Below are 12,260 nucleotides of genomic sequence, written 5' to 3' on the forward strand. Positions count from 1 at the left end.
GGCCACCGTCCCCCCGACGGTGGCGTACCGGGTCCGTCCGCCGGCTAGCCGGGAAGGCCGACCGCGCGTTCGCCGCTGCGGCGCTGCTGGACGACCACGGCGACGACCAGCAGCGCGCCCTGGGCGACGTTCTGCCAGAACGAGTTGATGCCCTGCACGGTGAGGCCGTTGTCCAGCGCACCCAGCAGGGCGACGGCCAGCAGCGTGCCGCCGACGCCGCCCCGGCCGCCCTTGAGCGCGCTGCCGCCCAGTGCGGCGGCCGTGATCGCCTTCAGCTCCAGCCCCTCGCTGCCGGAGACCGGCTGCCCGGAGCCGGTGCGGGCGGTGAGCAGGATGCCGGCGACCGCCGCCACCACGCCGATCAGGGCGTAGACGGCGACCAGGTACTTGTTGATCGCGATGCCGGCCAGCCGGGCCGCGATGTCGTTGCCGCCGATCGCGTAGAGGTTGCGGCCGATGTCGGTGTACTTCAGCAGCACGTGCACCGCCAGGGCGGTGAGGATCAGGATCCAGACCATCACCGGCAGCCCGGCGATCTTGCCGCGTCCGAGGAAGACGAACACCGCGTCGTTGAGGACGTAGCCCTGTGCCCGGCCGTCCGAGACCAGCTGGGCGAGCCCCTTGTAGGCGGCGAGGCCCGCGAGGGTCGCGATGGTGGGGTTCACCCGGCCGTACACGATCACGGCACCGTTCAGCACGCCGACGAGCGCCCCGACACCGACGGCGGCGGCCATGCCCGCGAAGGCGCCGGAGCCCGCGGAGGTGAACGCCATCGCGCTGACCACCGAGGCGAGGCCGGCCTGCGAGCCCACCGAGATGTCCAGGCCGCCGCAGATGATCACCACGGTCTGCACCACGGCGAGCAGGCCGGTGATGGTGGCGGCCTCGGCGATGACCTGGATGTTGGTCCAGCTGAGGTAGTTGTCGTTCAGGGTCCCGAAGACGGCCAGCACGGCGCCGAGCGCGCAGACGAGGCTGAGGTTCTGGCCGCCGATGCCGGCGAGCAGGGCCGTCGGGCGGGCGGGGCGGCCGTCGGGCGTGCCCTTGAGGGCCGGCGGGGTGGTGGCGGTGGTCATCAGGATGCTCCGGAAGAGGTGGTGCCGGTGATGTCGTCGGCCATGGCGAGTTGGAGGACGGCTTCCTCGGTCGCGTCGTCGCGCCCCAGTTCGCCGGTGATCCGCCCGCCCTGCATGACCACGATCCGGTCGGCCAGGCCCAGGATCTCGGGCAGTTCGGAGGAGATGACCAGCAGGGCGACCCCGTCCTCGGCGAGGCCCGCGATGATCCGGTAGATCTCGGCCTTCGCGCCGACGTCGATGCCGCGGGTCGGTTCGTCGAGGATCAGCAGTTTCGGGCGGCGGGCCAGCCAGCGGGAGAGGACGACCTTCTGCTGGTTGCCGCCGGAGAGCTTGCCGACCTCGTGCTCGACGGACGGGGTGCGCACCCGCAGGCGCTCCGCGTACTGCTGCGCGAGGTCGCGTTCGGCCGTGCGCTTCACGAAGCGCAGGCGGCGCAGCCGTTCCAGGACGGCGATCGAGGTGTTGTCGCGGACGGAGCGGTGCAGGAACAGCGCCTGGGCCTTGCGTTCCTCGGGGGCGAGGGCGAGGCCGGCCCGGATCGCCCGCCGGGGGCTGCCGGCGGGCAGGGGCCGGCCGTCCAGGGTGACGGTGCCGCCGTGCACGGGCAGGTCGCCGGCGAGGGCGAGGGCCAGCTCGGAGCGTCCGGCGCCGATCAGGCCGGCCAGGCCGACGACCTCGCCGGCGCGGACGGTCAGGTCGATGTCGCGCACGTGGTCGGTGGTGACGCCGCGGGCCTCCAGGACGACCCGGTCGGTGGCGACGGTGCGGCGCACGAACAGGGCCGACAGGTCACGGCCGACCATCTGGCGGACGAGCTCGCCCTCGCTCGTGCGGTGCGCATCCTGCACGCCCACCAGGGCGCCGTCGCGCAGGACCGCGATCCGGTCGGCCAGTCGGAAGATCTCCTGCATCCGGTGCGAGACGTAGACGACCGCGATGCCCTGGTCGCGCAGCCGGCCGATGAGGGCGAACAGGGCCTCGACCTCGTGCTCCGAGAGCGAGGAGGTCGGCTCGTCGAACGCGATCAGCTTGGCCTCGCCGGTCAGGGCGCGCAGGATCTCGACCAGTTGGCGCTGGGCCGAGGTCAGCCGGGAGCCGGGCAGGTCGGGGTCGAGGACTCCGGCGAAGCCCAGCCGGTCGAGGTCGGCGGTGATCCGGCGGCGCAGTTCGGCGCGGTCCAGGCGGCGGCCGGCGGCCCTGGGCAGGGAGCCGGCGTAGACGTTCTCGGCGACCGAGACGTGCGGGATGATCTCGGGCTCCTGCGGGATGATCCGGATGCCGAGGGCCCGCGCCCGGGCCGGGGACCGCAGGTCGACGCGCCGGCCGTCGAGGACGACGTGGCCCGCGGTGGGCTGGTGGTCCCCGGTAAGGATCTTCAGCAGCGTGGACTTGCCGGCGCCGTTCTCGCCCATCAGCGCGGTCACCTTGCCGGCGGGGAAGTCGAGGGTGACGCCGGCCAGGGCCTGGACGGTCCCGAAGCGCTTGACGAGGCCCTCGACGCCCGCGGTGCGGGCCGGCGACAGGGCGGCGAACGGGTCCGCGGACGGGCCCGCGACTACGCCTGGGCCGGCGGCCACGCCGGGGTCGCCGGACGGGGCCGGGTCCGCGGACGGGCCGGAGCCCCCGGACGAACGGCCGGCGTGCCGTGCGCCCGCGGGTGCGGGTGTCCGGGGCCCGGCGTTCGGGCGGCGCGCTCTGCTCATGGCTGGGTCACCTCGGGGGGTGTCGGACGGGCGTGGCGGCGGGACGGGCGCGGCCGGTGTACGGGCACGGCCGGCCCGCCAGCACCTCGGCGGGGAACCGGGTGGCCGCCCGCGCGGGCGGGCGGCCGGTCGCGGGGTGACGACCCCTCAGGAGCAGGTGACCCCGGCGCTCTTCCAGGTCGCCGCGTCGACCATGGTGGTCTTGGCGAACGCCTCGGCGGGCATCTCCTTGCCGCTCTTGAGCTTGTCGTACATCGTCTGGACGGCGAGCGCGCCGACGTCCCGGCCGTTGATGAACAGCGCGGCCTTCATCCCGGAGGCCTGGGTGCCGCTCCAGTCCTTGCAGGCCAGGTAGGCGCCGAGGCCGACCCCGATGACGTTGTCCGCGCTCACCCCGGCGTTGCGCAGGGCGGTGACGCCGCCGTGCACGTTCTCGTCGTTGCAGCCCCAGACGACCCAGTGCTTGACGCCGGCGTTGGCGGTGATGGTCGCGGCGACCTTGTCCTGGGCGCCGGTGGGGGTGTTGTCGGTGGCGACCTCGATGGACTGGACGCCGGGGGCGACGGTGCCGAAGGCCTCCTTCGCCGCCTTGACCCGGTCGCCGCAGACGGTGACGTCCTGCTTCCAGGCCGCGATGACCCGGGTGTCGGCGGAGTTCCAGCCCGCCTTCGTGTACTCGTCGGCGGCCCGCTTGCCGACCTCGGCGCCCATCTGGGCACCGCTGAAGCCCACCCGCGGGACGAGGTCGCCCTTGGCGCACACCGACGGGTCCGGACCGGTGGCGCAGACCTGGTCGTCCGAGGTGAGGAGGGCGATCCGGGCGTCCCGGGCGGTCTGGACGACCTGCGGCCCCACGGCCGGGTCGGGGACGACGACGATGACGCCGTTGGTCTTCTGCGCGATGGCCGCCTTCACCTCGCTGACGGTCTTGTTGGCGTCGTTCCCGAGGTTGACGACCTTGAGGTCGATGCCGAGCTCCGCGGCCTTGGCCTTGGCGCCCGCCGCCTCACCGACGAAGTACTCCTGGTCGCCCTGCTTCTGGAGGTAGGTCAGCGAGATCTTGCCGCTCACCGTGTCGACCGACGAGGCGCCGGTGTTGGAGTCCTGGCCGTTGGAGCAGGCGGTGGTGGTCAGGCCCAGGGCGAGCAGGAGGCCGATGGCGGCGGCACGGCCGGTGGTGCTGCGGATCATGGGGGAGCGCTCCTCTGTGCCGGGGGTGAGGACCGGGGCCGGCACGGCTGGTGAGATCAGGGGTCGGGCGTGGTCGGGCGTGGGTCGGGGGTCGGGCGTCGGCCGGTCCGGCTGAGCAGCTGCGTGACAAGCGATCAGATACAAACACGTTCAAACGCAATGTGAAATATCACATGTCTTGTTAACCCCGCGTCAAGTAGTCGTGCACGCCGAGATCAAGCTGTGACGTGGCACGACGCCTCGGCGTCACCCGCACGGCTCACTCGGACCTGACCTCACGTCAATCGGCACCCGTGCCGTACCTCTTGAGCGCGAGTCCCCGACGTGTCATGCTGCGTTGCTTTCTGTTGGATGTTCCGACAGAAACCGACGGTAACGAACTACCGATCCCCCCACCCCCACCTGCGCACCCTGGAGCGCCCATGCGGATACCCCTGCCCCGCGCCCTCCCCCGGAGTCTGACCCGCACCCTCCCCCACGCCCTCGTCGCGCTCTCGCTCGCGGCGACCGGGCTCGGCACCGTCGTCCTCGGCGCGGCCACCCCCGCCGCCGCCCTCGACAACGGGCTCGCCCTCACCCCGCCGATGGGCTGGAACTCCTGGAACACCCTCGGCACCGGGGTGACCCAGGAACAGGTCGTCCAGACCATCGACTTCATGTCCGCCAACGGGCTGGTCCAGGCCGGCTACGACACCGTCACGATCGACGACGGCTGGTCGCTCGGCCACCGCGACGGCCAGACCACCGACCTGGTCAAGAACTCCTACGGCGCGATGCAGCTCTACGACGCCAACCGCAACCCCGTCAGCGGCACCGACGGCACCGGGCTCGACCCGACCAGCGGCCACCTCGTCCCGGACCCGTCCCACTTCCCCGCGCGCACCGTCAACGGGCAGACCCTCAACGGGATCCAGTACCTGTCCTGGTACGCCCACAGCAAGGGCATGAAGTTCGGCCTCTACGCCACGGACACCTACACCACCTGCCAGGGCCACCCCGGGAGCCTCGGCCACGAGTCCACCGACGCCGCCGACTTCGTCGCCTGGGGCGTGGACTTCGTCAAGTACGACGACTGCCCGTACGGGCCGCCGATCACCGGGCCCGACGGCCACAACTACGGGACGCAGGGCGAGGGAAGGGAGCTGACCCGCTCCATCTACGCCCGGGTCCGCGACTTCCAGCGGGCGCTCGACGCCGCGTCCCGGGCCCAGGGACGCCCGCGGGTGGCGCTCAGCGTCTCCGCGCAACCGGTGCACACCGGCGTCCCGCCGCTGCTGGCCGCCGACGACCCGGCCCGCACCGACCCGGTGGTGGTCGCGGCCGGGACGCCCGCGAACGAGGCGCCCGGCTACGCCCCGACCGGGGTCTGGTGCGGGCAGGTGGCCAACCTCTGCCGGATCGGCGGCGACCGCGGCCCGGACCTGGAGGGCGTGCTCTACAACGGCCAGCTCCAGACGGCCCTGAAGTACCCGGACAACGTCCGCCCGGGCAGCTGGAACGACCTGGACATGATGTTCGCCGGCTGGCAGGACCCGTACGGCGTGTACGGCCAGACCGACACCTGCCCCTGCCACAAGCCCATGTCCCTGACCGAGTCGCGCAGCGAGATGTCGATCCTCGCCATGACGGCCTCCCCGCTGATCTCGGGCGCGGACCTGCGCACCGCGACCGACTCCCGGCACACCCAGGACGGCCTCACCTGGTCCACCGGCATCACCGCCGACCACCTGGCCGTCTACAAGAACACCGACGTCATCGCGATCGACCAGGACCTACTCGCCAAGCCCGCCGTGCGGGTCGGCGGCCCGCCGAACAGCAGCACGGCGCCGGTCGTGCTCAAGCGGCAGCTCGCCAACGGTGACACCGCCGTCCTGCTCGTCAACCAGGACCCGTCCGCCCAACGGACCGTCTCCACCTCGCTGGCCGACCTCGGCCTCACCGGCCCCGGCTACTCGGCCAAGGAGCTGTGGACCGGCGCCACCGCCACCGTGACCGGCGCCCTCAGCGCCCAGGTCGAGCCGCACGGCGTCGCCCTGTACCGCCTCAAGGCGATGGCGGGCACCGTCCCCGCGGCGGTGGTCGGCGACGGCCGCTACCACGGCATCAGCGCCGGCGGCACCGGCGGCCAGGCGCTGGAGGTCCAGGGCACCTGCAGCGCCCCCGACGGCTCCCCCACCGACGTCAACACCTGGTGGGACTGGCACACCTCGGAGCAGTGGCAGTTCACGCCGAACACCGACGGCACGGTGCGCATCACCGACAACTGCCTCACCCCGACGCAGACCCACGGCACGCTCACCGGAACGAGCGCGCCCGGCCAGCCCGCCCGGGTCCGGAACGCCTACGACCCCGGCAGCGCCGCCCAGAAGTGGCGCGTCGTCCAGAACACCGCGACGGGCGCGCTGACCATCACCAACGTCGCGACCGGTCTGGTCCTGGCCGCCCCGCAGGCCGCCGCGACGTCCCCCGTCGTCCTCAGCCCGGCCGACGGATCGGCGCCGGGGCAGTCCTGGACCTTGCTGTCCTGACCCCGGCCTCCCCCTGCTCCCCCGGCCCCGGCGCCTTGCCGGAGCCGGGGGCCCTACCCAACTCACCCTCTCTGGAGGACCTTTGCGCTCCCCCAGCACCTCGCAGACCCGCCGTACCTCGGCGCCTCGCCGCATGGCGTCGGCGTTGACGGCACTCACCCTGTTCACCGGCGGCGGGGCCCTCGCCGTCGGGCTCCAACTCGCCACCGCACCGCCGGCGGCGGCCCTCGACAACGGCCTCAACCTGACGCCGCAGATGGGCTTCAACAACTGGAACTCCACCCAGTGCGGCGCCCAGTTCAACGAGGCCATGATCAAGGGCATCGCCGACCTCTTCGTCAGCAAGGGCCTGAAGGCGGCCGGCTACCAGTACGTCAACCTGGACGACTGCTGGGCGCTGCCCGAGCGCGACGGCTCGGGCAACCTGGTCGCCGACCCGGTCCGCTTCCCCGGCGGGATCAAGGCGCTCGCCGACTACGTCCATGCCAAGGGCCTGAAGTTCGGCATCTACTCCAGCGCCGGCGTCCACACCTGCGACGTCAAGGGCTTCCCCGGGGGCCTGGGCCACGAGCAGCAGGACGCCGACCTCTGGGCCTCCTGGGGCGTCGACTACCTGAAGTACGACAACTGCAACAACAAGGGCGTCGACGCCCAGAAGCGCTACAAGGCGATGGGCGACGCGCTGAAGAAGACCGGCCGCCCGATCCTCTACAGCATCTGCGAGTGGGGCAGCACCGGGCCGTGGAACTGGGCGGCACCGGTCGGCAACTCCTGGCGCACCACCGGCGACATCAGCGACACCTGGCAGAGCATGATCTCCATCGCCCAGGCCAACCAGGGCCTGGCCAACTACGCCAAGGCCGGGGCCTTCAACGACCCCGACATGCTGGAGGTCGGCAACGGCGGCATGACCGCGACGGAGTACCGGACCCACTTCAGCCTCTGGGCCGAGATGGCCGCCCCCCTGATGATCGGCACCGACCTCCGCACGGCCGAGCCGGAGACCTTCGAGATCCTGACCAACGCCGACGTGATCGCGGTGGACCAGGACCCGCTGGGCCGGCAGGGCGCCGTCGTCTCCAGCGAGAACGGCCTGGTGGTGATGGCCAAGCCGCTGGCGGACGGCGGCCGGGCGGTCACCCTGACGAACGAGGGCTCGTACGACGCCACCATCACCGCCACCGCGCAGACCGTCGGCATCGCCGGCGCGAAGTCGTACACGGTCAAGGACCTGTGGTCGAAGAAGATCACCAAGGGCGACGGGACCGTCAGCGCCACCGTGCCGGGGCACGGGACGGCGATGTTCCGGATCACCCCGGACTCGCCCGTCGCCCCGCCGACCGGGGTCACCCAGCTGAGCGACCTGCCGTTCGCCTCCGTCACCAACTTCTGGGGCCCGGTCGAGCGCGACCGCACCAACGGCGACCACGTGGCCGGTGACGGGCAGGCCATCACCCTCCGCGGCCGGTCCTACGCCAAGGGCCTGGGCACGCACGCCCCGAGCGCGGTCGCCTTCCACCTCGGCGGCGCCTGCAGGAACCTGGTGACCGACGTGGGGATCGACGACGACGCCTACGGCAACGGCTCCGCGGTGTTCCGGATCTACAAGGACGACACCCTCGTCGCCGACAGCGGCACCCTCACCGGAAAGGACCCGGCCAAGCACCTCACCGCCGACCTGACCGGTGCCACCACCGTCCGCCTGGTCGCCACCGACGCGGGCGACGGCACCAGCTACGACCACGCCGACTGGGCGGGCGCGCGCATCGCCTGCGGCAGCGGCCCGGCCGCCGGCACCCACCAGCTCTCCGACCTCGCCTGGTCCTCCGCCGGCAACAGCTGGGGCCCGGTCGAGAAGAACATGAGCAACGGCGACAACCAGGCCCGTGACGGCAGCACCATCACCATCGCGGGCGCCACCTACGCCAAGGGCCTGGGGGTCAACGCCCTCAGTGAGGTGGTCTACTACCTCGGCGGTTCCTGCTCCTCGCTCACCACCGACGTGGGCGTGGACGCCGAGGCGAACGGCCGCGGCACCGTCACCTTCGAGATCTACAAGGACTCCGTCAAGGTCGCCGACAGCGGCCTGATGACCGCGCGCGACGCCGCCAGGCACCTCACCGCCGACCTCACGGGCGCCGACGAGCTGCACCTCGTGGTCACCGACGGCGGCGACGGCACCAACAGCGACCACGCCGACTGGGCGGGCCCCGTCCTCACCTGCTGACGTCCACCGCACCGGAAAGGCGCGGTGCCGGGCCCCCGCCCGGCACCGCGCCGCGTCGTTCCGCGGGCCTCAGGCCAGGCGGTGGGCCCCCGCGGCGGGGGCGGTGGGGAAGACGAGCGGCGCGGTGTACCCGGCGCCGGCGAAGGCGCGGGTCACCTCGGTGGTCACCGCGGCGGCCGCGCCGACCGGGACCAGGGCGATGACCGAGCCGCCGAAGCCCCCGCCCGTCATCCGGGCACCGAGCGCACCTGCGGCGAGGGCGGCCTCGACGGCGAGGTCGGTCTCGGCGCAGGAGACCCGGAAGTCGTCGCGCAGCGAGGCGTGCCCGGCGGTGAGGACCGGGCCGAGGGCGGCCGGGTCGCCGCCGTCGAGCAGCGCCACCGCCTCGCGGACCCGGTCGTTCTCGGTGACCACGTGCCGCACCAGCGGCCGCAGTTCGTCCGGGAGCCCGGCGAGCGCGTCGCCGAGGTCCGCGGCCGGGAGGTCGCGCAGGGCGGGCAGTCCGAGCAGGGCGGCGGCGCGTTCGCAGCCGGCGCGCAGCGCGGCGTACGCGCCGTCGCCGAGGTCGTGCTTGACCCGGGTGTCGATGACGAGGAGGGTCAGGCCGGCGGCGGCGGGGTCGAACGGGACGTGCCGGACGGCGAGGTCCCGGGTGTCGAGGTGGAGGGCGGCCCCGGCCCGGCAGACCATGGACGCCATCTGGTCCATCATGCCGCAGGGGACGCCCGCGAACTCGTTCTCGGCCCGCTGCGCGATCAGGGCCAGCTGCTGGTTGTCCAGGTCGAGCCGGTAGAGGTCGCGGTAGGCGGTGGCGACGGCGCACTCCAGGGCGGCGGAGGAGGAGAGGCCCGCGCCGCCGGGGACGTCGCTGTCGATGAGGAGGTCGGCGCCGCCGACCGGGTGGCCGGCCCGGCCCAGGGTCCAGACGACGCCGGCGGGGTAGGCGGCCCAGCCGGGCGCGGAGCCGGGCGCGAGGCCGGCCACGTCCAGCTCGACCGGCGGTGCGTCGCTGCGGGTGGAGTGCAGGCGCAGCAGGCCGTCGTCACGGCGGCGGGCCTGGACGCGGGCGGTCTGCGGGAGGGCGATCGGCAGGACGAACCCGTCGTTGTAGTCGGTGTGTTCACCGATCAGGTTGACCCGGCCGGGGGCGGCCCACTCGCCGTCGGGGGTGTGGCCGTAGAGCCCCTGGAAGGAGGTGGCGGTCATCGGGCGACCTCCCGCAGGCGGCGGGCGGCGTCCTCGGGGGCGACGTCGTTCATGAAGGCCTCCATGCCGGACTCGGTGCCGGCCAGGTACTTGAGCTTCTCGGCGGTGCGGCGGACGGTGAACAGTTCGAGGTGGAGGGCGAGTTCGTCCCCACCGACGGCGGGCGCCTGGTGCCAGGCGGCGATGTAGGGGGCCCGGACGGGGCTCTGCGGGGTGCCGAAGAGCCGGTCGAAGCGGCGGAGCAGGTCGAGGTAGAGGCCGGGGAGTTCGGCGCGCTGGTCCTCGTCGAGGCGGGTGAGGTCGGGGACCCTGCGGTGCGGGTGGAGGTGGACCTCGTAGGGCCAGCGGGCGGCGAACGGCACGAACGCCGTCCAGTGCTCGCCGGCCACCACCACCCGTGCCGGGTCGGCTCGTTCGGCGGCGACCAGGTCCTCGAACAGGTTGCGGCCGGTGGCGGCGCGGTGGCCGGCGGCCTGCTCGGTCATCCGGGCGGTGCGCGGGGTGGTGAAGGGGAGCGCGTAGATCTGGCCGTGCGGGTGGGCGAGGGTGACGCCGATCTCGGTGCCGCGGTTCTCGAAGCAGTAGACCTGCTGGACGCCGGGCCGGGCGGACAGCTCGGCGGTGCGGTCGGTCCAGGCGTCCAGCACCAGGCGGGCGCGGTCCTCGTCCAGGTCGGCGAAGGAGGCCTCGTGGTCGGCGGTGAAGCAGACCACCTCGCAGCGGCCGGTTCCGGGCCGGACGGTGTGCAACCGGGCGTCGTCCGGGTCGTCCGGCAGGGCGGCCGTGCCGGGCAGTCCGGCGAGGGAGGGGAAGCGGTTCTCGAAGACGGCGACCTGGTAGTCCCCGGCCGGGATCTCGCTCAGCCGCCCGTCCCGGGAGGGGCACAGCGGGCACTCGTCGGCCGGCGGGTGGTAGATCCGGGCCTGGCGGTGCGCCGCGATGGTGACCCAGGCCCCGGTGGCCGCGTCGAGGCGGATCTCGGAGCCCCCGGAGGGCCGGTCCAGCGGACGGCGGTCGGTGACGTCCCGGTCGGGTGCCGGACCGCAGTCGTAGTAGATCAGCTCACGCCCGTCGGCCAGCGTGGTCACGGTCCTGCTGGTCGGTGCGGCAGTGGTCTCGGCCATCTGTTCTTCGTCTTCCTTGCACGGCGACATGAGCGAACATTATCGAACAATACTCAACATGGAAGCCCACAGGAAGGGCCCGCGTGGTCGACACGCGGGCCCGGGGGTGCGAACGGTGGCCGGCGGCCTGCCGGCGGCGGCCTGCGCCGGGCTACTGCGAGCTCGCCCGGACGACCAGCTCGGCGGCCAGCACCTGCCCGGCGGCGGGCACGGACTCCCCCCGGACCTGGGCCAGCAGCAGCCGCACCAGGGTGGCCGCTATGGCGCGCAGCGGCAGCCGCACCGACGTCAGCGCGGGGTGCAGGTGCCGGCAGAGCGGGGTGTCGTGGAAGCCGGTCACCGCGACGTCGCGCCCGACGGCCAGCCCCTCGGCACGGACCGCCTCGTAGACGTCCAGGGCCGGCAGGTCGCTCTCGGCCGCCACCGCCGTCGGCCGCTGCGGGCCGCGCAGCAGTTCGCGGAGCGCGGCCACCCGCGGCGCCCCGGGTGCGCCCGGCGGCGCCTGCACCACCTCCAGGCCCAGCCGGCGGGCCTCGGCGTGGAAGCCCTCGCGCCGCGCCGCCATCCAGGGCGGCTCCGAGTCGGACGCGACGAAGCCGACCCTGCGGTGGCCGCGCGCCGCCAGGTGCCGGACCACGTCCGCCATCGCCGCGCCGTTGTCGATGTCCACCCAGTGCTGCGGCAGGCCGGGCGCGGTGCGGCCGAAGGCGGCGAACGGGACGCCGGCCCGCGCCGCCCGTGCGACCCGGGCGTCCTCGTGCAGCACGTCCGCGAAGACCAGCCCGTCCACCTGACGGGCCGCCACCAGCTCGTCGATGGCCGCCCGGGCCGCCTCGTCACCCGCCGTCGGGCGGACCAGCAGGACGCGGTGCCCCTCGGCGCCCGCCGCGTCCACCAGGGCCTCCAGGAAGCCCGCCATCAGCGGGTTCGGGTCGAAGGGGTCGTCCACCGGGGCGAGGTAGCCGATGGTCCGCCGCTCGCCGGTGCGCAGCGAGCGGGCCGACTGGTCGGGCCGGTAGCCGAGCTCCTCGATGGCCGCGGTGACCCGGGCCAGGGTGTCCGGGTGGACGCGGTGCGGAGCGTTGAGGGTGTTGGAGACGGTCTGCCGGGACACGCCCGCCGCGCGCGCGACCTCCGCGATGGTGGTGGCCCGGCGCGGCGGGCGTGCTCCCTGGGTCATCGGTGCTCCGGTCGGTGGGTCG

At 73.6% G+C, this 12,260-nt stretch carries 8 protein-coding genes; 2 read left to right on the top strand and 6 right to left on the bottom strand.

Annotation, left to right across the window (positions count from 1 at the left end):
* Positions 1 to 44: 44 nt before the first annotated feature.
* From J5Y04_RS05900 to J5Y04_RS05910, 3 genes are all read right to left on the bottom strand, one after another.
* Positions 45 to 1,076 carry an ABC transporter permease gene (locus tag J5Y04_RS05900; protein ID WP_209410759.1) on the bottom strand — a complete coding sequence of 344 codons (1,032 nt, stop codon included), beginning with the start codon at positions 1,074 to 1,076 and terminating at the stop codon, positions 45 to 47.
* Entirely contained in the window at positions 1,076 to 2,782 is a 1,707-nt protein-coding gene (locus tag J5Y04_RS05905; RefSeq protein ID WP_209410760.1) for a sugar ABC transporter ATP-binding protein, read from the bottom strand. Before J5Y04_RS05905 ends, J5Y04_RS05900 begins: the two co-directional genes overlap by 1 nt.
* Positions 2,783 to 2,929: 147 nt before the next feature.
* A complete protein-coding gene (locus J5Y04_RS05910) occupies positions 2,930 to 3,973 on the bottom strand; it encodes a substrate-binding domain-containing protein (RefSeq protein ID WP_209410761.1) in 1,044 nt (347 codons plus the stop codon).
* A 422-nt stretch (positions 3,974 to 4,395) separates the two neighbouring features.
* Here J5Y04_RS05910 and J5Y04_RS05915 point away from each other — a divergent pair, with 422 nt between their 5' ends.
* A complete protein-coding gene (locus J5Y04_RS05915; RefSeq protein ID WP_209410762.1) occupies positions 4,396 to 6,501 on the top strand; it encodes an alpha-galactosidase in 2,106 nt (701 codons plus the stop codon).
* A gap of 133 nt (positions 6,502 to 6,634) precedes the next feature.
* A complete protein-coding gene (locus J5Y04_RS05920; RefSeq protein ID WP_209410763.1) occupies positions 6,635 to 8,728 on the top strand; it encodes an NPCBM/NEW2 domain-containing protein in 2,094 nt (697 codons plus the stop codon).
* Between the two features lie 69 nt (positions 8,729 to 8,797).
* Here J5Y04_RS05920 and galK read toward each other — a convergent pair whose 3' ends face one another.
* The 3 genes from galK to J5Y04_RS05935 form a co-directional block, all read right to left on the bottom strand.
* A complete protein-coding gene (galK, locus tag J5Y04_RS05925) occupies positions 8,798 to 9,934 on the bottom strand; it encodes a galactokinase (protein WP_209410764.1) in 1,137 nt (378 codons plus the stop codon).
* The gene (gene galT / locus J5Y04_RS05930; protein ID WP_209410765.1) at positions 9,931 to 11,058 is read right to left on the bottom strand and encodes a galactose-1-phosphate uridylyltransferase; all 1,128 of its coding nucleotides are present in this window, start codon (positions 11,056 to 11,058) and stop codon (positions 9,931 to 9,933) included. Before galT ends, galK begins: the two co-directional genes overlap by 4 nt.
* Positions 11,059 to 11,209: 151 nt before the next feature.
* Positions 11,210 to 12,238 (bottom strand): LacI family DNA-binding transcriptional regulator, encoded by a 1,029-nt coding sequence (locus J5Y04_RS05935; protein ID WP_209410766.1) that lies wholly within the window; start codon positions 12,236 to 12,238, stop codon positions 11,210 to 11,212.
* Between the last annotated feature and the right edge of the window lie 22 nt (positions 12,239 to 12,260).

Source organism: Kitasatospora sp. RG8 (assembly GCF_017813315.1).
Lineage (GTDB): Bacteria > Actinomycetota > Actinomycetes > Streptomycetales > Streptomycetaceae > Kitasatospora.

Excerpts from the sequence above, each read along its gene's own strand:
- J5Y04_RS05900 (WP_209410759.1), bottom strand. The coding sequence starts at position 1,076 with ATGACCACCGCCACCACCCCGCCGGCCCTCAAGGGCACGCCCGACGGC.
- J5Y04_RS05905 (WP_209410760.1), bottom strand. The coding sequence starts at position 2,782 with ATGAGCAGAGCGCGCCGCCCGAACGCCGGGCCCCGGACACCCGCACCC.
- J5Y04_RS05910 (WP_209410761.1), bottom strand. The coding sequence starts at position 3,973 with ATGATCCGCAGCACCACCGGCCGTGCCGCCGCCATCGGCCTCCTGCTC.
- J5Y04_RS05915 (WP_209410762.1), top strand. The coding sequence starts at position 4,396 with ATGCGGATACCCCTGCCCCGCGCCCTCCCCCGGAGTCTGACCCGCACC.
- J5Y04_RS05920 (WP_209410763.1), top strand. The coding sequence starts at position 6,635 with ATGGCGTCGGCGTTGACGGCACTCACCCTGTTCACCGGCGGCGGGGCC.
- galK (WP_209410764.1), bottom strand. The coding sequence starts at position 9,934 with ATGACCGCCACCTCCTTCCAGGGGCTCTACGGCCACACCCCCGACGGC.
- galT (WP_209410765.1), bottom strand. The coding sequence starts at position 11,058 with ATGGCCGAGACCACTGCCGCACCGACCAGCAGGACCGTGACCACGCTG.
- J5Y04_RS05935 (WP_209410766.1), bottom strand. The coding sequence starts at position 12,238 with ATGACCCAGGGAGCACGCCCGCCGCGCCGGGCCACCACCATCGCGGAG.